At 64.0% G+C, this 22,681-nt stretch carries 24 protein-coding genes; 9 read left to right on the top strand and 15 right to left on the bottom strand.

Features of this window, described 5'->3' with window-relative positions; translation table 11 throughout:
- The first annotated feature begins 102 nt into the window (after positions 1-102).
- The gene (locus V1292_RS04485; RefSeq protein ID WP_334370584.1) at positions 103-1,116 is read left to right on the top strand and encodes a lytic transglycosylase domain-containing protein; all 1,014 of its coding nucleotides are present in this window, start codon (positions 103-105) and stop codon (positions 1,114-1,116) included.
- 73 nt (positions 1,117-1,189) lie between these two features.
- Here V1292_RS04485 and V1292_RS04490 read toward each other — a convergent pair whose 3' ends face one another.
- The 4 genes from V1292_RS04490 to V1292_RS04505 form a co-directional block, all read right to left on the bottom strand.
- The gene (locus V1292_RS04490) at positions 1,190-1,492 is read right to left on the bottom strand and encodes a hypothetical protein (RefSeq protein ID WP_334370585.1); all 303 of its coding nucleotides are present in this window, start codon (positions 1,490-1,492) and stop codon (positions 1,190-1,192) included.
- A gap of 143 nt (positions 1,493-1,635) precedes the next feature.
- Positions 1,636-2,463, bottom strand: a complete 828-nt coding sequence (locus V1292_RS04495; RefSeq protein WP_334376938.1) for a substrate-binding domain-containing protein — start codon at positions 2,461-2,463, stop codon at positions 1,636-1,638.
- A 97-nt stretch (positions 2,464-2,560) separates the two neighbouring features.
- The gene (locus tag V1292_RS04500; RefSeq protein ID WP_334370586.1) at positions 2,561-3,283 is read right to left on the bottom strand and encodes an ABC transporter ATP-binding protein; all 723 of its coding nucleotides are present in this window, start codon (positions 3,281-3,283) and stop codon (positions 2,561-2,563) included.
- Positions 3,284-3,285: 2 nt separating this feature from the next.
- A complete protein-coding gene (locus V1292_RS04505; protein ID WP_334370588.1) occupies positions 3,286-3,978 on the bottom strand; it encodes an ABC transporter permease in 693 nt (230 codons plus the stop codon).
- 93 nt (positions 3,979-4,071) lie between these two features.
- On the opposite strand from V1292_RS04505, the gene V1292_RS04510 reads away from it, so the two are divergent.
- Together V1292_RS04510 and V1292_RS04515 are read left to right on the top strand one after the other, a co-directional pair.
- Positions 4,072-4,956, top strand: a complete 885-nt coding sequence (locus V1292_RS04510; protein WP_334370589.1) for a helix-turn-helix transcriptional regulator — start codon at positions 4,072-4,074, stop codon at positions 4,954-4,956.
- A gap of 53 nt (positions 4,957-5,009) precedes the next feature.
- Complete coding sequence (locus tag V1292_RS04515; protein ID WP_334370591.1) at positions 5,010-5,516, top strand: class I SAM-dependent methyltransferase; 507 nt, start codon at positions 5,010-5,012, stop codon at positions 5,514-5,516.
- A gap of 322 nt (positions 5,517-5,838) precedes the next feature.
- On the opposite strand, the gene V1292_RS04520 is transcribed toward V1292_RS04515, so the two are convergent.
- Both V1292_RS04520 and V1292_RS04525 read right to left on the bottom strand, forming a co-directional pair.
- Complete coding sequence (locus V1292_RS04520; protein WP_334370593.1) at positions 5,839-6,462, bottom strand: GNAT family N-acetyltransferase; 624 nt, start codon at positions 6,460-6,462, stop codon at positions 5,839-5,841.
- Positions 6,459-7,727, bottom strand: a complete 1,269-nt coding sequence (locus V1292_RS04525) for a threonine ammonia-lyase (protein ID WP_334370595.1) — start codon at positions 7,725-7,727, stop codon at positions 6,459-6,461. Before V1292_RS04525 ends, V1292_RS04520 begins: the two co-directional genes overlap by 4 nt.
- A 160-nt stretch (positions 7,728-7,887) precedes the next feature.
- Here V1292_RS04525 and V1292_RS04530 point away from each other — a divergent pair, with 160 nt between their 5' ends.
- Together V1292_RS04530 and V1292_RS04535 are read left to right on the top strand one after the other, a co-directional pair.
- Positions 7,888-8,565, top strand: a complete 678-nt coding sequence (locus V1292_RS04530) for a response regulator (protein WP_057844358.1) — start codon at positions 7,888-7,890, stop codon at positions 8,563-8,565.
- Positions 8,562-10,508 (top strand): sensor histidine kinase, encoded by a 1,947-nt coding sequence (locus V1292_RS04535; protein WP_334370597.1) that lies wholly within the window; start codon positions 8,562-8,564, stop codon positions 10,506-10,508. The genes V1292_RS04530 and V1292_RS04535 overlap by 4 nt, the downstream gene beginning before the upstream one ends.
- 158 nt (positions 10,509-10,666) lie before the next feature.
- On the opposite strand, the gene V1292_RS04540 is transcribed toward V1292_RS04535, so the two are convergent.
- Positions 10,667-10,972: a hypothetical protein gene (locus V1292_RS04540; RefSeq protein WP_065731710.1), complete on the bottom strand. Its 306-nt coding sequence runs from the start codon at positions 10,970-10,972 to the stop codon at positions 10,667-10,669.
- 244 nt (positions 10,973-11,216) lie between these two features.
- On the opposite strand from V1292_RS04540, the gene V1292_RS04545 reads away from it, so the two are divergent.
- On the top strand, positions 11,217-11,450 hold the full coding sequence (locus tag V1292_RS04545) for a cysteine rich repeat-containing protein (RefSeq protein WP_334370599.1): 234 nt from the start codon (positions 11,217-11,219) through the stop codon (positions 11,448-11,450).
- Positions 11,451-11,583: 133 nt separating this feature from the next.
- Here the strand turns inward: V1292_RS04545 and V1292_RS04550 are convergent, their stop codons facing one another.
- From V1292_RS04550 to V1292_RS04560, 3 genes are all read right to left on the bottom strand, one after another.
- Positions 11,584-12,282 carry a hypothetical protein gene (locus V1292_RS04550; protein ID WP_334370601.1) on the bottom strand — a complete coding sequence of 233 codons (699 nt, stop codon included), beginning with the start codon at positions 12,280-12,282 and terminating at the stop codon, positions 11,584-11,586.
- Positions 12,283-12,387: 105 nt separating this feature from the next.
- On the bottom strand, positions 12,388-13,095 hold the full coding sequence (locus tag V1292_RS04555; RefSeq protein ID WP_334370602.1) for a hypothetical protein: 708 nt from the start codon (positions 13,093-13,095) through the stop codon (positions 12,388-12,390).
- Positions 13,096-13,225: 130 nt separating this feature from the next.
- The gene (locus V1292_RS04560; RefSeq protein WP_213246544.1) at positions 13,226-13,471 is read right to left on the bottom strand and encodes a hypothetical protein; all 246 of its coding nucleotides are present in this window, start codon (positions 13,469-13,471) and stop codon (positions 13,226-13,228) included.
- Positions 13,472-13,619: 148 nt separating this feature from the next.
- Between V1292_RS04560 and V1292_RS04565 the strand changes: the two genes are divergently transcribed.
- Positions 13,620-14,270, top strand: a complete 651-nt coding sequence (locus V1292_RS04565) for a hypothetical protein (protein ID WP_334370605.1) — start codon at positions 13,620-13,622, stop codon at positions 14,268-14,270.
- A 7-nt stretch (positions 14,271-14,277) separates the two neighbouring features.
- On the opposite strand, the gene V1292_RS04570 is transcribed toward V1292_RS04565, so the two are convergent.
- From V1292_RS04570 to V1292_RS04580, 3 genes are all read right to left on the bottom strand, one after another.
- Positions 14,278-14,574: a helix-turn-helix domain-containing protein gene (locus V1292_RS04570; RefSeq protein WP_334370607.1), complete on the bottom strand. Its 297-nt coding sequence runs from the start codon at positions 14,572-14,574 to the stop codon at positions 14,278-14,280.
- Positions 14,571-14,906, bottom strand: coding sequence for a type II toxin-antitoxin system RelE/ParE family toxin (locus V1292_RS04575; RefSeq protein WP_334370609.1), 336 nt, complete (start codon positions 14,904-14,906; stop codon positions 14,571-14,573). The genes V1292_RS04570 and V1292_RS04575 overlap by 4 nt, the downstream gene beginning before the upstream one ends.
- 91 nt (positions 14,907-14,997) lie before the next feature.
- Positions 14,998-15,915, bottom strand: a complete 918-nt coding sequence (locus V1292_RS04580; protein ID WP_334370611.1) for a DMT family transporter — start codon at positions 15,913-15,915, stop codon at positions 14,998-15,000.
- 95 nt (positions 15,916-16,010) lie between these two features.
- Here V1292_RS04580 and pdxR point away from each other — a divergent pair, with 95 nt between their 5' ends.
- Positions 16,011-17,453, top strand: a complete 1,443-nt coding sequence (pdxR, locus tag V1292_RS04585) for a MocR-like pyridoxine biosynthesis transcription factor PdxR (RefSeq protein ID WP_334370613.1) — start codon at positions 16,011-16,013, stop codon at positions 17,451-17,453.
- Between the two features lie 27 nt (positions 17,454-17,480).
- Here pdxR and V1292_RS04590 read toward each other — a convergent pair whose 3' ends face one another.
- Together V1292_RS04590 and V1292_RS04595 are read right to left on the bottom strand one after the other, a co-directional pair.
- Positions 17,481-19,808: a mechanosensitive ion channel domain-containing protein gene (locus tag V1292_RS04590; RefSeq protein WP_334370615.1), complete on the bottom strand. Its 2,328-nt coding sequence runs from the start codon at positions 19,806-19,808 to the stop codon at positions 17,481-17,483.
- Between the two features lie 224 nt (positions 19,809-20,032).
- Positions 20,033-21,013, bottom strand: a complete 981-nt coding sequence (locus V1292_RS04595; protein ID WP_334376939.1) for an NAD(P)H-dependent flavin oxidoreductase — start codon at positions 21,011-21,013, stop codon at positions 20,033-20,035.
- Positions 21,014-21,105: 92 nt separating this feature from the next.
- Between V1292_RS04595 and V1292_RS04600 the strand changes: the two genes are divergently transcribed.
- Entirely contained in the window at positions 21,106-22,668 is a 1,563-nt protein-coding gene (locus V1292_RS04600) for an AMP-binding protein (RefSeq protein ID WP_334370616.1), read from the top strand.
- The last annotated feature ends 13 nt before the right edge of the window (positions 22,669-22,681 follow it).

Consider the following 22,681-nt stretch of genomic DNA (forward strand, 5'->3'; position numbering starts at 1 on the left):
ACTGCTCTGCCGTAGTTCATCCGCGAAATCTCCACATCCAACTTCTATCCGACCGGCCTTCTCACAAATGGATGGAAGTTGATGCGATATCTTTTCGCCGCCGTGATTGCTGTGTTCGTAGTCGCGGTGGATTTTGAAAGTTCCAACATCAGGTCAGTATCGGGACTATCTTTCGTTGTTGCCGAAGCGCAATCGGAACCTGCCACGACGTCGAATTCTCACACAGGAACTGTGACCGCGTCGGTTGAGCATTCACAAGAACCGGGCGCAACAAACGTCGTCACGGCGCCGTACGAGTCGGCAACGACAGCAGATGCCGCGGCTCATGCGGTCGCCTCGATAAAGGAGGAGGCCGCGCCAGCGAACCCGATCTGCGAGGCGGTCAGGACTGCCGCCGAGGAACACGATATTCCGATCGGGTTTCTCGTGCGCCTGCTCTGGCAGGAAAGCAGGTTTAAAGCGGCGGAGGTCAGTTCGGCAGGCGCGCAGGGCATTGCGCAATTCATGCCGCGAACGGCGGTCGAAATGGGCTTGAAAGACCCGTTCGATCCGCTGCAGGCGATTCCTGCGTCGGCAAGATTTCTTCGCAAGCTTCATGATCAGTTCGGAAATCTCGGGCTTGCGGCGGCAGCGTACAACGCGGGCGGCGGCAGGATCGCGAAGTGGCTATCGCGGCGCGGCGCCTTGCCGAAGGAAACGCGCGCTTACGTCAAGATCATTACCGGCAACAAGGCGGAGGCCTGGACGGACGCAAACAATACTGTCCACATGCCGACGGACCTTCCGGATAAGGCGCCATGTGAAGGAGTCGGTGGCCTGTCGAAGGAAGACCAGATCGCCGAAATTCCGGTCGATCTGGCGCCTTCCATCAGCGGAATGGTGCTAAAGGCTGATGTTGCCGAAGAGAGCCACGCGGCTCTTAAAAAGCGGCGAGTTGTTGCAAGCCGAACCGCAAGGGCCGTACGTACGGCGTTCCGGAATGCAAAAACCCGGGTAACCCGGCTGGCAGCAAAGGCTGCGACACGGAAGCCCGGCAAGCAATCCGCTACCCGCGTTGCGTCGGCCGCCGGCAGCGGCAACCGGACAAAGTCATCGAAGGCATCGCGGGAATTGTAGGCTCGGGTACTTGCCAGTTGATACGCGAAAAAAAGCCCGCATTGCTGCGGGCTTTTTGTCTCGCCGGCCTGTCTTACCAGCGGCCGGTGCCGAAGCTGAAGGTTACGCCGGGACCGCCGCCGTAATAGCGGGGACCGCCGTAGTAGCCGTACCGGCGCGGCGCGTAGTAGCCGTAGCTATCGTAGTACGGGCGATAGTGCCGGTGGTAACCCCAGTGCCGATGACGCCAGTGGCGGCGATGGGCGCTGAAGTCAGTGGAAGACTGCACGGTATCCGTCGAAGGTTTCGCCTTCACCGCATTGTCGGCGGCGTTGGCGGCGGAACCGCCGATCAGCGCAGCAGCACCAACGGCAAATACGATGGCTAGTTTCTTCATCATCGAACTCCAGTGATTGTGTCGACTCTACCGAGTCTAATCACCGCAACACGCGCACGTTCCTGTCTGCGACATTACGTCTGCGACAGCTCCTTGAACAAACATTCATGAATATGAACGGCAGTTCCTTCGACAGCCGCGCATCACGCGCCGGAATCGCTGGCGTTGGGATAGAATAACTGCTCGCCGCTGATCTTGTAGCCAGCGATCGCCTTCTGTCCCTCTGGTGATACCAGCCAGTCGATGAATCGCTGGCCGAGATCCTTCTTGACGCTCGGATGCTTTTCCGGATTCACCAGCATGACGCCGTACTGGTTGAACAGGCGCTTGTCGCCTTCGACGGCAATTCCGAGGTCGCCACGATTCTTGAACGACAACCAGGTGCCGCGATCGGCGAGCACATAGGCGTTCGAGGCCGAGGCGGTGTTGAGCGCAGCGCCCATGCCCTGCCCGATCTCCTTGTACCAGGGGCCCCTGTCCTTGGCGATGTCGATGCCGGCGACCTTCCAGAGATTGAGCTCGGCCTGATGCGTGCCGGACTTGTCGCCGCGCGAGATGAAATCGGCAGCCTTGGCCTTGATCGCGGAGACCGCAGCAACGATGTCCTTCGAACCCTTGATGCCGGCGGGATCGCTCTTCGGCCCGATCAGGATGAAATCGTTGTACATCACGGGATGGCGCCTGACGCCAAAACCTTCGGACACGAATTTCTCTTCCGCAGGTTTGGCGTGGACGAACACGACGTCGGCATCGCCGCGGCGGCCGGTATCGAGCGCTTGTCCCGTGCCCTGCGCCACCACCTTCACGTCGATGCCGGTCCTGGCCTTGAACATCGGCAGGATGTGAGCGAACAGGCCGGAATCCTGCGTCGAGGTGGTCGAGGCCACTACGATCGATTTATCCTGCGCGATGGCGTGGCTTGCGAATGCGAGGGCGGCGGTCGCCGCAACCAGCAAGCGGCGGGTGAGCATCTTCATTTGCTTCCTCTTTCTTTAGTTTGCGCATGATCTTTTCGGAAAGCCGGTGACCACTTTGCACTCACGTGGCCCTCCGGGTCCGGATCATGCGCTAAATCAATAGTTCGCCGGCAAGGAACGCCCTCGCCTCCGCGGTTTGCGGCGCGTCGAAGAACGCTGCGGCTGCACCGGTTTCGACAATACGGCCGCGGTGAAGCATGACGACTTCGCCGGCGAGCCTGCGCGCTTCGCCGAGATCATGGGTCGCCATCACGACCTTGATGTTGCGCTCGCTCACAGTGCGAATGATGTCTTCCACCGCCTTGGTGGCGATGGGATCGAGGCTCGCGGTCGGCTCGTCCAAAAACAGCACCGCCGGATCGCGCGCGAGCGCGCGCGCCAGCGCCAGCCGCTGCTGCTCGCCGCCGGAGAGCCTTCGCGCCGCGCGGTCGGCGAGCGCGTGCAAGCCGACCAGTTCGAGCAACTCGGCTATGCGTCGCGCATGCTCCGCGCGCGCGATGCCGGCGGCGCGGAGCGCAAAACGGAGATTGGCGCTAGCGCTGCGCCGGAGCATCGCCGGGCGCTGAAACACGATCGCGCGCTTGAGCGGCGGGACATGTTCGAGCCCGCCCCAGGTGATGCGCCCGCGCGACGGCGCGAGCAGCCCCATCGCGAGACGCAGCATCGTCGATTTGCCCGAGCCGTTGGGGCCGATCAATACCGTGGGCGGGCCCGGCGCCAGCGTGAGCGCGATGTCGTCGAGGATCGTGACCCCGCCAGCCGTAACCGTCACGCCATGGAATTGGATCGGCAGTTCGCTCGAAGGCGCGCGCATGGTCATCCCGCCAATCGCTCGCCGGCGCGGCGCACGCTCCAGGCCAGCGCGTTGACGGTGATCACGATCGAAATCAGCACGAGGCCGAGGCCGACCGCGAGCGGCAGGTCGCCTTTGGAAGTCTCCAGCGCAATCGCCGTCGTCATGGTGCGGGTGAAGCCTTCGATGTTGCCGCCGACGATGATGATGGCGCCGACCTCCGCGGCTGCGCGGCCGAAGCCGGCGAGCAGCGCGGTGACCAGGCTGAAGCGCGCGTCCCAGATCAGCGCCATGACGCGGCCGAGGGCCCCGAGGTTCATCGCGGTGAGTTCGTCGCGGTATTCGAGCCAGAGATCCTCGATGGTCTGGCGCGTCAACGCAGCGATGATCGGCGTGACCAGCACGGTCTGCGCGACGATCATGGCGCTCGGGGTGAACAACAGGCCGAACCCGCCGAGCGGCCCGGAGCGCGACAGCGCGAGATACACCGCGAGGCCGACAACGACCGGCGGCAGGCCCATCAAGGCGTTGAGCAGGACGATGACGCCCTGGCGGCCGGGAAATCTCGTCAGCGCGATCCAGGCGCCCAAGGGAATGCCGATCAGCGCGGCCAGCGCCACCGCAGACAGGCTCACATAGAGCGACAGCCGCACGATCGCGAACAGCGCGGGATCGCCGCTGAGGACAAGTTGAAGGGCGGACGGGTCGTCTGGCATTTGTAATTCCAACGAGCGCACGGACATCTTGCGCAGATAGCGACGATATGGTCAATTTCTGTAATACTTGCACTCTGATGCATATTGGTGCCGATGCCGGAGCTCCTCACGACCGACGAAGCGGCGGATTATCTTCGCCTCTCCGAGCGCAAGCTCTACGAGCTGGTGGCGAACCGCGAAGTGCCCTGCAGCAAGGTGACCGGGCGCTGGCTGTTTCCGCGCACGGCGCTGGATCGCTGGGTGTCCGCCGGACTCATTGCGCCTGCTGGCCTGGCACAGGTCGCGCCGCCGATCGTCGGCGGCAGCCACGATCCGCTGCTGGAGTGGGGCTTGCGTGAGAGCAATTCCGGCCTCGCCAGCCTTGCCGAAGGCAGCGAGGAAGGCCTGCGCCGGCTGACGCGTGGCGAGGTGATGGTCGCGGCTATCCATCTGCACCGGCTCGACGGCGATGACGAGAGAGCCAATGTCGAGGCGGTCGCCGACGCGCCGGGTCTCCACGATGCGGTCGTGCTCGGCTTTGCGCGGCGCGAGCAGGGCATTCTGGTCGCGTCAGGCAATCCGCTTGATCTAAGCGACATGGCCTCGATCGCGACATCACGCGCACGCATGGCGCAACGCCCGCCCGGCGCCGGCGCGCAATTGCTGCTGCTCGCGCTACTCGCCCGCGCGGGCATCACGCTCGACGATCTGAAACTTACAAAACCCTCCTTCCCGACCGGCCCCGATATCGCGCAAGCCATCCGCGCCGGCCGCATCGATTGCGGCATCGCCACGCGAAGCGTGGCGAAATCGGCAGGGCTCGATTTCCTGCCGCTCGTCTGGGAGCGTTTTGATCTGGTGATGCGGCAGCGCGACTATTTCATGAAGGGACCGCAGGCGCTGTTCGAGTTCATGCGCGGGTCAAGCTTCCGCGATCGCGCAGGCGAGCTCGGCGGCTATGACGTCAGCGAGGCAGGCGCGGTGCGGCTGGTGAATTGAGGGACGGACTCATTAGCGCCTAAGCCTTATGCGGATCAACGCGAGCATTTCTCATGGAACAGAACGGCCTCTACGATCGCCCCGATCTGTACGACTTGATAGCGCCGCGCGATCCGGCCATGGAACGCTTCTACGTCGAGACGGCTCGCGAACGAGGTGGTCGCGTCCTCGATCTCGCGTGTGGAAGCGGTCGTCTCACCATTCCGCTGGCCCGATCAGGCCTACGAGTGACTGGAGGCGATCTATCCGCCAAGATGCTCGAGCGTGCGCGACGTTCCGCCGAGGCTCAGTCGGTCCAGCTCGATCTGGTGCAGTTGGACATGCGCCATTTCGACCTTAAGGGACGCACCTTCGACACCATCATTGTTGCCGTGAATTCGGTTCTGCACCTGCACAGCTCGGACGATTTCAGGGGCTTTTTTCAATCGGTGGCACGGCACCTATCACCGAAGGGCAGGCTTGTGTTCGACGCTTTCTTCCCGAATGTGGCCATGCTCAGCAGCGATCCTGACAGGCGCCAACTGGTCGGAGCGATTGTCCATGACACTCAGGCAACATAATCGTCGAGGAGGCTCTCAGATACGAACCTCTCACCCAAATCAGTCATGTGGATTGGTATTGGTCGACATCGGCAAAGAAGGATTTCTGGAAAACGCGTTTGCAGATGCGAAACATCTTTCCGCAAGAGATGCCGTTGCTAGTAGCATCAGGTGGCTTGCGCCTCATCGAGCGCTTTGGCGATTTTGACCGCAGCCCGCTGGCGGCTGGGAGCGCGCGACAAGTATGCGTGTGTGCTGGCCAGGGATGATAAAATAAGTACCTACGAGCGAGCGTCGACAGAGAACTTGCAGCAAGTGATCCGCGCCCGGGCCGGATCGTCAATCAGCTTGTGAGAATCAGCTCCCGATCCAGCACGCCCATAAGGATATCGTCCTGCCATTGTCCATCAACGAACGCCGCTTCGCGTTCGCGGCCCTCGATCATGAAACCACACTTGCGGTAGCACGCGATCGCACGATCATTGCTCGCCAGCACGCGCACGGATATCCGATGAAATCCAATTGAGAAGATGTAATTCAGAGCCAGGCGAATGGCTTCGGAACCATAGCCTTTTCCGAGATGCGCCGGATCTTCGATACCGATCGCCAGCGATGCCCGTTGGTCGCGCTGATTCAGTCCGAAAAAACGGATATGGCCGATAAAGCCCTTAACGTCGATTACCCAAGCATATTCCTGGCTCTCGATGAAAGCGATCAGCGATTCCGCATGGTTGCGAGTGAAGGCGGCAGCGGGATCGAACGTAGCGCCATAGGCTTCCACAATTTCCCTATGTGTCCCTAGCCTGAGGCGAGCCTCTATGTCTTCCGCATGTGGCTTACGAAGGATCAGGCGATCGCTAGTTAGAATGGGAATCTCTCGTGCCATGCCTTCATCGTAGAAAGATGGCACCTCGCTTTCAAGCGCCGGCTTTCGTGCAAGCAAATCCGCGACGCGATAGTCACTCACCGCCGCCCCGGCAACCAAGCGACATATCCCGCTTCGCCGAGCCGCTTCATCACCTCATCCAGATGCGCGCGGTCGCGGGTTTCGATGACGACTTCGAGCAAGGTGCCCTTGGCGGGCAGGTCGGAGAAGGTTCGCTGGTGCGAGACTTCGATGATGTTGGCGCCGGCTTCGGCGAGCAGCGCCGAGACGGCGGCGAGCTGGCCGGGCCGGTCGACGATGTCGATGGCAATCTGCGTCAGTCGGCCCTCGCGCGCGAGTTCGCGGGTCAGCACGGAGGCGATCAGCCGGGTATCGATGTTGCCGCCGGTTAGCACAAGGCCGACATTGCGGCCGGCAAAGCGCTCCGGCGCGGCCAGCACCGCGGCAAGGCCCGCCGCGCCGGCGCCCTCGACCACGGTCTTTTCGATCGCGATCAGCATCGCCACCGCGCGCTCGATCTGGTCTTCGGTGACGAGCACGATGTCGTCGACGAGACGGCGGATGATTTCGGTGGTGATCCGGCCCGGCACCTTCACCGCAATACCCTCAGCGAGCGTATCGCCGCGCATCGGCAGACGATCGCCCTTGATGGCGTTGTACATCGAGGGATAGAGCTGTGCCTGCACGCCTATGATCTGCAGATCCGGCTTCAGCGATTTGGCCGCAACCGCCATGCCGGAAATCAGCCCGCCACCGCCGATCGGCACCACCAGCGTATCGAGCTGCGGCGCGGCCCGCAGCATTTCGACCGCGATGGTGCCCTGCCCCGCGATGATCAAGGGATCGTCGTACGGATGGATCATGATCATGCCGTGCGCCTCGCCATGCGTGCGGGCGAATTCGCCGGCCTCTTCCAGCGTCTTGCCGGAGATGATCGTGTTCGCGCCATGACGCCGCGTGTTCTCGATCTTCACCATTGGGGTACCGACCGGCATCACGATGGCTGCGGGAATCCCGAGCTGGCTCGCATGATAGGCCACGCCCTGCGCGTGGTTGCCGGCCGACATCGCGATCACGCCGCGCCGCCGCTCCTCCGGTGACAGCGCCAGCAGCCGGTTGAGCGCGCCGCGCTCCTTGAAGGTCGAGGTGAACTGCAGATTCTCGAATTTGAGCCAAAGATTGCAGCCGCAGATCTCGCTCAGCGTCCGGCTCTGGTCGCATTCGGTAACGAGGACCGACCCGGCAATGGACGCGCCCGCAGCCGCGATGTCCTCGGGCGTGACGGCAAGGCGGCCGGGCTCGGAACCGACTTTTGTCGGCGGTACATTTTTAGGAGGATTCGGCATTTCGGTGGCCTCGTTGAGAGGCAATCGTATAGGCCTTTTCGGCTCCTTTCGCCTCCCTCGAATCTCGTAAAACTCCCGCCCCATGAACATGGGTGTCGCAAAAAACTGCCACGGGGTTACACTTGCGCGGGCTGCAGGGACAGGCAGCCGGAGTTTTCAGATGAATTCATTGAGCGACGGGCCCAAGGCGGAAGCCATCACGGTGGTGCTGGTCGAGGACGACGCGCCGACGCTGTGGCGGCTGCAGGACGCGCTCGCCAAGGCCGGGTACCAGGTCAGGGCCGCGGGCACGCTCGCGGAAGCCCGCGCCTGTCTCGCGCAGGGCGCGCCAAAGGTGCTGTTGACCGATCTTCAGTTGCCGGACGGCCATGGCGTCGACCTGATCCGCGAGACCCGCCGGCGCTTTCCCGATACCGAGATCATGGTGATCTCGATTCTCGGCGATGAGGAAAGCGTGATTTCGGCGATCACGGTCGGCGCGACAGGCTATCTGCTCAAGGACGCATTCCCGACCGACATCGCCGCCACCGTGCGCGACCTCGTCGCCGGCCATTCGCCGATCTCGGCCTCGATCGCGCGTTTCATCGTGCGGCGAACCCAGAGCACGCCGGAGCCGCCGCCCGGCCCAGTACTCAACACCGCCAAACTGACGCCGCGCGAAATCGACATTCTCTGGGGCATCGCCAAGGGCTTTAGCTACGCCGAGATCGCCAGCCATCTCGGCCTGTCGCGCCAAACCGTGCCCGGGCATATCAAGAGCATCTATCGTAAGCTCGAGGTTCATACCCGGGGCGAGGCGGTGTTCGAGGCGGTCCAGCAAGGCTTGATCAAGTTGTGAACGATCACGGCGACGACGTGCAACCGGAGCTGCCCGGCCGCGTGCGGCGTCGGCTGCGATCGTCCCGTCTCATCCAGTATCTGCTGCTGCAGGCGGTGATCGCCGTCGCCGGCGTCGCGGTGCTTCTGCAATCGCTGCCCGGACCTCCCGCGCAGTATCAGGTGACGGCCTTTCAGCTCACCGAAGCCGGCGCCGAGCGGGCGGTGACGCTGCCGTACTTCTCCCCGTTGCGGAATGCAATGAACGATCCGCCCCGCTTCAGGGGACACTTCGTCCACCCGGCCGGCGAGGCCTCGCGGGCCTGGTCGGTGTTCCTGCCGCGCTTCACCAACGGCGTCGAGGTTACCGTCAACGATGTCGTGATCCTCGATAGCCGGCGCGATCCCGCCGCCAACCGGCCCGACCGCAACACGCCGGCGATTGCGGTGATCCCCGCTTCGGTGCTGCGCGATGGCGACAACGCCATCTCGATCCGGCTGTTCATCTGGGGTCCGATCACAGGTTTTCTCGATCGCATCTGGGTCGGCCCGGACGAAGAGTTGCGCCCGACCTACAATCTGAGAACGCTGGTGTTCGTGACATTGCCGGTGGTGTTCTCATCCTGGCAGGCGATTCTGGCGGTCATCCTCGGCATCATGTGGGTGATGCGTCGCCACGAACCGGCCTACGGCGTCCTGGCGGCGGCGATGGCCGTGGGTGTCGGCCAGGCGTTCCTGCAAACGCCGATGGGCGAGACGCCGTTTTCCAGGTTCAATGTGATCCTGATTTCCTCCGCGCCGATCGAAAGCGCACTGGTGCTGGTCTTTGCGCTGCTGCTCTCGGGCTGGAAGTGGCAGCGCTACGCCTGGATCATCTTCATTCCGGGCATCGCCTTGGCGCTGGCCGGCCTGTTCGGAAATCAGGCGCTGGTGCGCGCCCTCTTCCTGATTCTCGCCGTACCGATGGTCGGCATCTCCCTTCTCATTATGGCCGTCGTTACCGCGCGATCGGCGCTGCAACGGCAGAACGTCGCGAGCTTCCTGCTCGGCTGCGCGGTCACGATCATGCTGACCTGCTGGATCGTCGACCTGCTCTCGGTGTTTCAGATGATGCCCAACCGCATCTTCACCGCGCGGTTGTCCTATTCGGCGATGCTGGTCGCGATCGGCGCGGGGCTCACCTGGCGGTTCGCCCGGGCGCTGAACCAGGTCGACGGCTTTGCCGGCCGCCTCGTCACCCAGGTGCGCGAGGCGGAGGAGAAGCTGAAGGCCAGTTTCGCCCGCGAGGAGGAGCGCGCCCGCGCCGCGGCGCTGGCGCGGGAGCGCACGCGCCTGATGCGCGACCTGCATGACGGGCTCGGCGGCCAGCTCGTGAGCATCGTGGCGCTCAGCGAGCGCGGCAATGGCAGCGCGGGGATCGGCGATGCGGCCCGCGCGGCGCTGAAGGATTTGCGCCTCGTCATCGACTCCATGGACGACATCGGCGGCGATCTGATGCTGGCGCTCGGCTCATGGCGCGAGCGCGCCATGGCGCAGCTTCGTCCGCATGACATCGCGCTGGACTGGCGGGCGGTCACGGCGCAGGGCCTGCCGGTTCATCCCGAACTGCGGCCGTGGCACGTCATCCAGATCGTGCGGCTGTTGGATGAAGCGGTGACCAATGCGGTCAAGCACGCCGAGGCACGGCGCATTACGGTGAGGATCGAGACGCTGGCCAGCGCCGACGGCCTCGAGCGCGGCTGCATCACCGTCGAGGATGACGGCAGGGGGTTTGAGATCACGCCTGACGGCGGAGCCGCCGGAGCAGCGAAAACGGCGCGCGGCCTGCGCAACATGCGAAGCCGTGCCGCGCGCTGCGGCGCGGAGCTGGAACTGAGCTCCTGCGCCCAAGGGACTCACAAAGGTACGCGCGTGAGGCTGACCTTGCCCCACCGCTTTCCCGACAGCGACGGCGCTGCCGGTTAGCATTGCTGAGTCGTGGACCCTCATGGTGAGGAGCGCGAAGCGCGTCTCGAACCATGAAGCCCGTCTGTGGCCTACATCCTTCGAGACGCCCGCTCTGCGGGCTCCTCAGGATGAGGGGCCTGGGAAGCTGGGACGCACTACAATTAGCACGTTCTACCTCAGCGGCGACCAACGCGGTTGACCGGGCCACCGCGGTTCATCGGCGTGCCGGGACGAACGCCGACGCCCCGAGCTCCGACGCCCACAGCGCCGACGCCGACACGGGCAACGCCAACGGCCGGCGTCACGACCGCAGCCGCCGCGACCGGCGTCGGACGCGCGACGCAGCCCTTCGGCACGCCAACCGTCTTGCAATAAACCACTGCAGCCTGGGCAGAGCTTACGCCGCCGACTGCAAAGGACGCCACGGCCGAAAACGCCGCGAGCGTCAGACCTGCGCTCAGCCAACCTGTCTTCTTCAACATGTGTCATCTCTCCCGAATTGGGCGTGCAGCTCTTTGCGATGTGCCCGATCGGTCACCGCAGCCGACGCGAGATGTACATGGTCCATCGAGATGCCCGGCAACATCCCATGAAAATGGTGTGAGTGCGCGCGGGGCGATTTGCGGCCCGCTTCCGACGCCATGAACATGGCATGGACCGCCGGCGCAAGCTCGACGAGTTTTCGCGCGCTTTCAATCTCCCATTCTCGTCAAAAGGTGATCCACGATGAAATCAATCCATGTCGCGGCCGCAGCCCTGATCCTGTCGCTCGGCGCCGGCTCGCTGGCGCAGGCGCAATCCGGCCCCACTCCCCAGGAGCAGATGGCCTGCCGTTCGGATGCCGGAAAATTCTGCGCCGAACATATCGGCAAGCCGCCGCAGATGAATGCCTGCCTGAAAGCGAACAAGACGAAGCTGTCGGATGGCTGCCGCAAGGTGGTGGAATCGCGCGGCGGCTAAGACGTGCGGCGGCTAGCTGAGTCCATGTGCCGCGACAACTTGGGTCCGACACGTGGGTCCAGGCTCTGTGGTGCAGCGTTTCACGCTGCACCACGTCCGGGACACGGATACCCCGTTCGAAGTAAACGATCGATCAATCCTGATCGAACAGCCTGATCCGGGGCATTTCGATCCGTGCCGGCTCGCCAGCGAACGCTTCTTCGCGGATGATGATGCGCCGCGGCTCGGTTGCTTCCCGGACCTGCGTCTCGACCGCCTCGAGGTCCTGCTCGCGTGGCTGCTGGAAGCGGCGCTTGTCGGCCCAGCGCTGGCGCCGCTCGGCGCGCCGCTGTTCGGCGGCAGCCCGTTTGAGATCGGCATCACGCGCCCTCGCAAACGCCTCCTGGGGCGCAGCAGTTTTCTCCGGCGCAGCCGTCTTTTCGCTGGCCTGTTCGGCGGGCTTCGAGGGCTTCGGCGGTGGCGGTACAGGTTGAGCGGCCGCTGCGTTATTGGCCGTCTTCTCTTCAACATTGTTGGCGGGCGGCGGCGCCGCCGCCGTTTGCGGCTGTGGTTGCGTTTGGGGCTGTGGCTGCGTCTGTTGGGGCTGCGTTTGCGGCTGCTCCTGGGCGGGCGCGGTATTGGCCGCAGCCGCCGTCGCCGCGACGTAGGGCACCGGTTCCGATGGCTCCGTCGAGACGGGTATCGCCTCCGCTGACATCCGGCGTTCCAGTTTCGAGATCACATGCGTCGGCGGGCTGACGATGTTGGCAGCCAGGTATCCGCCGCCGAGACCGGCGGCGACCGCGACGACCACGGTTCCTGCCCCCGCAAAAAAGGCGGTTGATGCGCGCATCGGCAAACTCCCTCATCCACGCGGGCAACGCGTGGGGTAGAGTGATGTTCCGGTGCGGATGTGTGTGTAAGACGGGCGGAACCAGCGGCCGATGCAGATCGCCGCTCAGATCATTGCCGCGACTTTTTCCAGCCCGATGATGCGGGCAAGCGAGCGCACTTCGCTCTTCTGGTCCTCACGCAACTGGAACAGCAGCGGCATCGCCGCCGATTTCAATTGCTGGACTTCCGCGGATTCGGGATCGATCGGCACGCCCGTCGCGTTCGGGTTGGCCTGCCGGCCTGCATGAATCTTGCGGGCGACGGCGCGCAGCGCAGTCTCCACCGGCGGCCAGTAGTACTCCTGCGACGCCGTCAGTTTCAGGCGGTCCTTGATGCCGGCGATCTGGCCATCGCTCAATAGCGTGTAGCTCTTCTGCGGCTGGGGCTTGGCTGCGGCCTTGGGCTTGACGGGCGCAGGCACCGGCAGCGGTGCCGTACTCGGCGCGGCGGTGGACGTCGTGGGCGCGACGGTGGGAGCCGCGATTTCCTTCGGCATGGCCATATCGACTGATGACGTCGAGGCATAGGCCCGGCGCAGCGATTCGTTCAGCGCGGGATCCCTGGGCTGGGGATCAATCGCGGCGGTGGCGTAGCTTAGGACCGCCAGGCGATCCTTTTTGCCTTCCTTGTTCGAGACCGGAGCCTGGACGGAGGACGCCGACGCCAGTTCGAACCGGGCGGCAGGCACGCTGTCGCGGCCGACAATGGCGATGACGGCAGCGCCGGCCACGAGAAAACAGATCAGCGCGACAATCGTCATAGTCTTGGTCAAAAAGGTCTCCATTCCCGCCGACGTTTGGCCCTTTTGCCGAAAACTGGATGATAATTGAGGCTATACGATGCCAATCGCCGCGCTGACGCGATCGAAAAGATGGGGAAAAAGTCCCAAAATAGCCCCAGAATCAGGCCGCTGCGGCCAGTTCATAGGCCTCCTGGATATCGGCAACGATATCGGAGGCTTCCCACAGGGCGTTGGGGGCGACCTGCTGCAGGGTGACGGTCCAGTTGCACTTGCGGTTGCGCGGCATGCTGACGACGTCGAATTCGATACCGCGGCACAGCGGATGCCGGTCGAGCGCAAACATTACCCGCCGCCGGATCTCCTCGAGGGTTGCCGGGGTTTTGGCAAAATACCGATCGAAATCCATTCCTTACCCCTTTCGATTTGCCGCCGGTCCCACCGTGGCGGCGGACCATCGTCGAGGCTATTGTTGGGGCCGATATGGTTAACGGCGCGTTAAGCCTTCGGTGGCAAGCGCCGGGACCCGAGCAAACGGCGGAGCGGAACAGGCCGGCATGGCTGAAGCGACATCCCAGACGGCGTCGGTCGCCACCGGGCCATCGGTTCGCGCCGCGCTGGTGGCGGCGATCACGATTTCCGCCTTCACGCTGTCGATTGCGACGTTCGAACTGTCGATGGCGGACTGGCCGTCCGGCTTCGTCCTGCTTGTCGTCGTGCCGCTGGTCGCACTGGTGTTCTTCGGCTGCATCGTGTGGTCGGCTTCGCTTCTCCCCAAGATCCGAACCAGTGGCTCGAAGTTCGCCCTCCCGTTCCTGATCTGCGCGTTGACGCTTGCCATTCTCGCCTACGCCCCGCTGCACCAGGTCGCTCTCCAGCAGAATTTCCGCTGGCACCGGGCCGACCGCGAACGGATCGTGGCGCAGGTCGAAGCCGGCGAACTGAAACCCAACGTCTCCTACAACAAGAACCTGGTCGCGCTCGGCGACCGCGAGCCCAATGTTTCCGTCGGCAACGACATCGTCGTCGACGAGACGGATCAAGGCAGCTATGTGCTGTTTCTGACCTCACGCGGCCTGAAGCACTATTTCACGGGCTTCCTGCACGTGCCGCCGGGCGGCGATCCCAAAAGCTTCTTCGAGTTCGCCGACAAGCCGCCGAGCCGGCTGGAGCGCTACGACGAGAATTGGTATTTCGTGGCGAATTAAGCTGCCCTCAGACCAGCTCCATGCGCAGATGCCGCCCGACTGCCTGCGCCGCTCGCGCCAGCGTACCAAGCGTTACGGATTCGTTTTCGGGGTCTAGCAGGCGATCGAGTTGAGCACGGCTTGTTTTCATGCGCGTGGCTAGTTGAGTCTTGGAAATTTCCTCACGCTGCATCAATTCACTGAGCTGTCGCGCTAGCACACGCTTGATCGCCCGCGCGGTCACGCCTTCGTAGATTCCATCCTCCTTTAGGAAATCATCGAAAGACGATCCAATTCTGCCCTTCTTGCTGTGCACTTTCTTCATGCGATTTCCTTCTTTCGCTTGATCGCCAATTCCATATCGCTGGCGGGCGTCTTCTGCGTCTTCTTGACGAAGGCATGCAGCAATATCATTCTGCCTTCGTGTTCGCAGAACAGCACGCGGGCAATACGCCCTTGCGTCAATGTGCTGCGAACCTCCCACAGCCCCCGCCCCAAGGATCGGCAGAGTGGCATACCAATCGGCCACGCGAACTCGACATCCTTGATGTCCTCGCCGACGATCTTACGATCGTCGGCGGACAAGCTCTTCAGCCAATCGCGAACCGGCTCACGGCCGGAAGGCAGGGCGTAGAAAAAAGCAGGCAATTGCTTCATTGGCCACATCTTACGTACCATTTCTGGTACGTCAAGGCAACACAAATCCACCCCGCGTCTTTCAGGCCGGCCCCAAGAAGGAGCAGCAGCGCTAGGGCTTCACGTGGGTCAGGCGTCGCGGCCTTCGCTCGGCAACGGTGCCAAGCGCGATGCCGCCGATGATCAGCGCCATCGCCAGAAACAGCGACGGCTCGAGCGGCTCGTTCAGCATCACGGTGGCGCTGACGATGCCGAGCAACGGCGTCGCCAGCAGGCACAGCGAGGTGGTGACGGCCGGCAGGCTCCGGTTCACCATGGTCATTGCCCAGTTGGCGAATGCCGTGCAGACGATGCCGCTATAGAGCATCAGGCCGGCAAGGCGCTCTGTCCACGCGATCTGCGGCCGGCCTTCCGCGAGCCACGCGATGAGCGACAGCAGCGCCGCCGCCAGCAGCACTTGCCAGAACACGAGTTGAAAGGGTGTCGAGATCCATTTGTGGGCGCGGACATAGACGATGTTGGCGGCCCAGCAGAACGCGGCAATCAGAATCAGGCCGCTGCCGAACAGCGCGTTGCGGTCACCCCAGTTCAGCGTCTGCGGATTGAAGATGACCGCGAGGCCCGCCAGGCCGCAGCCGATACCGATCACGCGCCGGCGCGTGATATGCTCCAACAGAAACATGGCTGCTCCGATCGCGACCCATAGCGGCGTCGTATAGCCGAGCACGATCGCCCTGCCCGCCGGCACGAATTGCAGCCCGGCCGCCACCAGCGCGGAAAACGCCACCAGGTGCAGAATCGAGGTGCAGAACACGACCGGCAGATCGCCGCGCTTCGGCACGATGAACGTCCCCTGCGCCCACAACATCGGCGCCAGCGTCGCGGCGGCGATCATGCAGCGCAGCGCCGTCGCCCATAACGGAGACACGTCCTGCACGATCATCTTCGTCACCGGCCAGTTGGTCCCCCAGGCGAACACGACACCGGCAAGCAGCGCCGCCGCGCTACGGGTTGAAAGTCCACTGGCCATCTCGAACACGTCCCGTCATGAGCCGATCGGCGTTGCCTAGCCTTTCAACTGGCTCTAATGAAAGAACCAGTTTTTACGATTTATTGGGATCAGTTGTGGACGACCTGCTGCCCGGCATGCTGCATCTGGCGCGCGACAGCGGCGCGACCCTGACGCGCCAGCTCACCGACCAGTTGCGGCACCTCATCACGGAAGGACGCCTCGCGCCCGGCCAGCGCCTGCCCTCGAGCCGGCAACTGGCGCAATCGCTCGCCCTTTCACGCAACACCGTCTCGTTTGCAGTCGAGCAATTGGCCGCGGAAGGCTATCTCTCGCTCTCCGCCGGACGCCGTCCGGTGGTCGCCGAGGGCCTATCGCTTGATCGCCGCAAGATGTCGCCGCGAAGCAGCCGGGCCGGAAGCGAGCGGATAGGCCTGTCGTCCTGGGCGCGCGGCCTGCAGCGGGCGGGCTGGCCGCCTGTTCATGAGGGACGGCCGCGACCGTTTCAGCCCGGGCTGGCGGACGAGCGCGAGTTTCCGCACGATGTGTGGAGCCGCTGCCTGCGGCGCGCGGCGCGAAACGCCCCGCTACGCCGTGACCGGCCCATCAACCATCGACCGCTGCAGGAAGCGCTGCTCAGCCATCTCGTGGTTCATCGCGGAATCAAAGCCAAGGCCGATCAGATATTGATCGTGCCGACGGCGCAATCCGGCCTGACGCTGGTCGCAGATGCGCTGCTCGAGCGCGGCGATCACGCCTGGATCGAAAGCCCGGGCTATGGCGGCGCCAGCGTCGCATTGCATGCCGCCGGCGCTATCGTTTCCGCCATACCGCTCGACGCGAACGGCATGGCCATTTCATCCCGCAAGGAGGCACCGCGGCTGATCTTCGTCACGCCGTCGCATCAATATCCGACCGGGCGGCTGATGCCGATCGGCCGCCGCCTCGAACTGCTGCGTTTCGCGGAAGCCTCCGGCGCCTGCATCATCGAGGACGACTACGACGGCGAATTTCACTACGAGGCCCGCCCGGTGGCCGCATTGCAGGGGCTCGCAACGTCGCCGCGCGTGTTCTATCTCGGCACCTTTTCGAAAGCGACGTATGCGGACATTCGTTTCGGGTACCTCGTCGTCCCGGAAGCGCTGATTGATCACTTCGAACTCGCGCAGCGCCACATGGGAATGCTGACGTCGATCACCATGCAGGACGCGCTGGCCGAGTTCATCGCATCCGGCGCCTATCTCGGCCACATCAGAAGGATGACGCGCCTCTACAAGGGCCGGCGCGACCGCATGCTGCAGGCGCTTGCCGCTGAAGCCGGCGACCGTCTCGCGATCGAAGCCCCGGCCGGCGGCATGCAATTGCTGGCAAGGTGCAGCGGACCGGCTAACGACCGGCAACTGTCCTCGCGGCTGCTCGACGCCGGCGTCGCCAGCCGGCCGTTATCGAGCATGCTGTATCACAAGACCAATGAGCAGGGTCTATTTCTCGGCTTTGCGGCATGGAATGAAAAGGACATCGATCAGGCGGCGCGCATCCTTGGTCGAATCCTGCGTTGACACGCGCTGAGGACATTGCGTGAAGAACTAGCCTGCCGCCCGCCGGGGCTTCGCGGCAGCATCGGCGGGCGCCGGAACCTGCATCAGAATAGTTTGGCTAGCGGGTGCGATTTCCACGCCGCACTCCTGGAATCGCCGCTTCATGCGGCGGTTGAATTCGCGCTGCACCGGCCAGCGGCCGGCATCGCTGCAGCGGATCTGGCCGACGATCGAAGCCATCGAGCCGTCCACCTTGTCGACGCCCCACAGTTCGAGATCGCCGCGGATCAGGTGCTGGAATTCGGGCTCGCGCCGCATCTCGGCGACGATGTCCTTCAGGATCTGGCCGGCGCGGTCGGTGTCTTCCTTGTAGGCCACGTTGACGCTGACTGCGGCGTTGCCGGCGCCGCGGCTTGAATTGGTGATCGTCGTCACCGCACTGAACGGCACGATGTGCACGGAGCCGTCGCCGGCGCGCAGGCGAAGAGTGCGGATCGAAACATTTTCCACGACCCCTGACAGGCCCGACAGCGTGACGTTGTCCCCGACCTGGACGGTGTTCTCGATCAGGAGAAACAGCCCGGTAATGAGGTCCTGCACCAGTTTCTGCGAACCGAAGCCGATGGCGATACCGACGATACCGGCGCCGGCAAGCAGCGGCGCGACATTGACGCCGATCTCGCTGAGCGCCGTGAGGCCAACGACGACGACGATGAGGCACAACAGTGCCGTTCGCAGCATCGGCTGAAACGTGCGCAGCCGCGCCGCGCGCGCGTAGTGACCCTCGCGCGACAGTGCGGTAACCTTGCGGTCGAGCAACGCGTTGCTGATTTCCCAGATCGCCGCAGCAGCCAGTGCTGCAATGCCGACGGTGACCACCGCCGACACGAGCCGACTGCCAATCTGGCCGCCGTAGAACCAGACGATGGCGTCGATGCCCCAGACTTCCAGCAGCGCAACAAAGCCGATGAAGGCGATCGCGACCGAGATGACGTTGCGCAACAGCGGCAGATAGCGGTTGGCGCGGTTCTCCAGGCCCGGGAAGCGGTGCAGGAGCTCCGGGCTGATGCGGAAGCCACGATCGATCAAGCTCAGCACCAGCATGGTGGAAAGACGCACGATCAGCGCAACCGCGACGGTGCCGACGAAATACTGCAGCAGCAGCGCGTAGCCGTTGCGGATGTTGAGCGCCCACACCGCCCACAAGGCGAGGTCGAGCGCGATCGCAAGATAGTGCCACAGGCCGGCGACGCGGCTGCGCACCCTGGCGGCTGTGCCGTCGCTGCCGGCCGGCGCGCGAATAGCATCCGCAACCTGGCGGCGGCACTGCAGGATAATGACGACGATGAAGAGATGGACAACCAGCATCACCAGGCGCAGCAACGCCATGTAGCCGCCGCGATGCAAGCCCAGCAGCAACGCCACATTGGCGAAGGCAATGCCCGAGACGCCGACGGTGACGATGCGCCGCGCCCATATCTCGATATAGGCTGCGGTCTCGGCACGAACGCGAAACAGGCCGAAAGGTCCGGCCAGCGCCCGTACCACGCAGATCAGCCCGCGCGTCAGCGCATAGGCGTTGACGACCGCGAGGATCACGAGCCGGGTGGTTGCGAGATCGCCGATCCCGGTTCCCAGCAACATCGTGGCGGTACCGATAAAGACGAGCACCGGGAGCAATTCGAGCGCGAGCCGTCCCAGCACGAAGGGCAACCTGACCAGGGACTGCCAGGTGCGCGCCAGACTGAGGCGCCGCCGATGCAGCTCGGGCGCGGCCGTGACGTCAGCCACGGAGGATGGCGGATCGGCCACCGCCAACGTCGGCACCGGGGCGCGCGCCGTTTGCGGCAGGCGCGCTTCCAACAGCGCCACCGGGCGCTTGATCAGGCGGAAAACCAGCCACTCGGCAGCGAGGGCGCAAAGAAACACCAGCGCCAGTTTCCACGCGATGTCGAACAACTGGTGATAGGCGGACGGATCGTTGGCGGTCCGCACGAACCAGTAATAGAACGCCCGAAAGTCCGTCAGTGTCCGCGCCACATCGGCGACCTCGCGCGAGATCTCGCCGACCCGCTCCGATACCGTCAGCAGGAGCTGTGCGCCGAGGCTGTCCGCCGTGAGCGGCATCGCGGATTTCGGCTCGCCGGCCGTGGCTTGCGGCGGCGGCGAGGCACTGGCGATCGCGCGTAGCGTCTCGATGACTTGCGCGCGCTTCTTGTCATCGGAAAGCGTATCGAGCGCCCGCTTCGCCTGATCGGGCGTCAGGACGTCAGCTTTATCGGTAGGGGCGGCAGGCGCAGCGCCGGGCTGTGCGACAACCGGGAAAGTAAACAGCACGCAGATGAGCAAGATCGCGGGGAAGAGCTTGTGCGACACGAAGGCCTCGCTGAATAAAATGCGCCCGGCGACGAAACCTGGAATCGGTCTCGCCTTCGCGCGTGCGTCATGTCGGATTGCCTGTTTTCGCCGTCATCCTGTGTCGGAAGTTTGCCAGCGCGGCGGCTTTCTCTTGGCATTTGCCGTTGGGCGCGCCTGGCATTGCTGCATCACAGAAATGCAGTGGCTGGATCGCCGGGAACCTTTTGCGCTCCAGATGTGGTCTAGCTAAATCGCAGGCGCGCGGCAGCGTCCCGATATTCCGCCGCTGTGCGCGCAACCATCTCGTCGACCGAAAGCATCTCCGTCACGCCCGAAACGGAATGTCCCGCGCTCCAGATATCCTTCCAGCGTTTCGGGCGGCTCTCGCGCGCGCCGATGTCGATATCCTTGGCGATATCGATCGCGCCCCGCTCGGGAAGATCGTCCGGATCTAGGCCGGCGGCCTCGATCGAGAGGCGCAGCATGTTGGTCTGCAGGCCCGTGAATGCCTTGGTCAGCAGGATGTCGTCGGCGCTGCTGGTAACCAGCATCTCCTTGTAGCGCGCATCCGCCATGCTCTCCCGCGTGGCGATGAATTTGGTACCCATATAGGCGAGATCGCAGCCGAGCGCCTCGGCCGCGCGCAGGGCGTGACCATCCGCGATGCCGCCCGCCAGCACCAGGGGTCCATCGAAGAAGGCGCGCACCGCGCGCACGAACACGAAGGGATTGAGCCAGCCGGTCTGGCCGCCCGCGCCTGCCGTTAGCAGCACCAGCCCATCGGCACCGGCGGCGACCGCGCGTTCGGCATGGCGGATGGATGCGACGTCGGCAAACACCAGCGCGCCGGCCTCGCGCAACGGCTTCAATACCGGCGCCGGCGAGCCGACGGAGGTGATGACTATTTCCGGCCGGTGACGCAGCAGCACCTGCAGGTCCCGCTCCAGCCGCGCATTGGAGCGATGCACGATCAGATTGGCGCATACAGGCGCTGCGGGCTTGCCGCTTGCATCCGAGTGCTCCTTCAGCCGGTCATCGATGTCCGTCAGCCATTGATCGAGTTGTTCGGGGCTGCGGCAATTCACCGTGGGAAATGAGCCAATCACGCCGTTGCGGCAGGCGGCCACCACCAGCTCGACGCCGGAGACGAGAAACATCGGCGCCGCAATCAGCGGCAGGCTGAGGCGGTCGCGAAAGCGCGCAAGAGCATCGGTTGGTTGCATCATCCTGGCTTGAGCAGTGTGCCTGTTGTGTTAGCGTTACCCAACATTGGCACGAGCGAAGGCCAATTACAAAACAGGCAGGAGGAAGAAGGATGGGCAATCCGCTCTACGCGTTTCCGGCGGCATGCGAGCAGACGTTACTGGCGCTGGCGCGCTACCCGGAGCGCACGGCGTTCGCCTGGCCGGGCGGATCGCTCACCTATCGCGGCGCGACCGACATGATCGGGCGCATGCAGGCCGTGTTCACGAAGCTGGGTTTTCAGCCCGGCACCCGCGTCGCGTTTCTCACCGCCAACCGGGCCGACACCTGGTGCGCCGGCGTCGCCGCGCAGCTCTCGCGATTGGCGATCACCTGGCTGCATCCACTGGGTTCGCTGGACGACCAACTGTTTCAGCTCGAGGATTCCGAAGCGCAGATGCTGGTAGTCGACGCGGTTACCTTCCGCGACCGTGGCGACGAACTCGCCGCCAAAGCGACCGGCGTAAAGACGGTGTTCACGCTCGGCCCTGCCGGCTACGGCGCCGACCTCTTGCAGGCGATTGAAGCCGCCGGCAGCGCCACGGCGCGCAGCTTTGCCGGACCCGACGACATCGCCACGCTCAATTACACCGGCGGCACCACCGGTAAATCCAAGGGCGCGCTGCGGCACCACCGGGAATACGGCGGCTGGGCCAGTGCGATCCTCGCCGATTTCGAAATTCCGGATACGCCGCGCTATCTTACCGTCGCGCCGATCAGCCATGTCGCGGGGACAAAAGTGCTGCCGACGCTGATGCGCGGCGGCACCGTGCACATGCTGAAAGGCTTTGATCCCGAAGCCGTGTTCAAGACCATCGAGCGCGAGAAGATCAATTTCACGCTGTTCGTGCCGACGATGATCTACGTCATGCTGGATCATCCCTCCCTCGACAAGACCGACCTGTCCTCGCTCGAACTCTTGCTGTACGGCGCGTCTGCGATGTCGCCGAGCCGGTTGGTCGAGGGCATCGAGCGGATCGGACCGGTGTTCTCGCAGCTCTACGGCCAGACCGAATGTTATCCGGTATCCGTGCTGCGCAAGGCCGACCACGATCCCAGGACGCCGGAGCTGTTCCTGTCTTGCGGATTCCCGATCGCCGCTTGCCAGGTGAAGATCCTCGACAACGACGACCAGGAAGTCGCAACCGGCGAGGCCGGCGAGATCTGCGTGCGCGGCACGCATGTGATGGCCGAGTATTGGAAACGGCCCGACGCGACCGCGGAGACGCTGAAGAACGGTTGGCTGCACACCGGCGACATCGCGCGATCGGACGAACGCGGCTACATGTTCATCCTCGACCGCAAGAAGGACATGATCGTCTCCGGCGGCTTCAACATCTTTCCGCGCGAGGTCGAGGATGTCTTGTCGCAGCACGCCGACGTCGCGATGGTCGCCGTGGTCGGCGTGCCCGACGACAAATGGGGCGAGGCCGTCACCGCCGTGATCGTCGCCCGCGAAGGGGCGCGACCGAATCCGGACGAGCTGATCAACCTCGTGAAGGCCAAGAAGGGCTCGGCGCACGCGCCCAAGCACATCAAGTTCGTTAGCGAGTTGCCGATGACCGGCGTCGGCAAGGTCGACAAGAAGGTGCTGAAGGCAGGCTTCTGGACCGGCCGCGAGCGGATGGTGGGGTAGCGATCAACTAGCT

The sequence above is a fragment of the Bradyrhizobium sp. AZCC 1719 genome, from assembly GCF_036924525.1.
Lineage (GTDB): Bacteria > Pseudomonadota > Alphaproteobacteria > Rhizobiales > Xanthobacteraceae > Bradyrhizobium.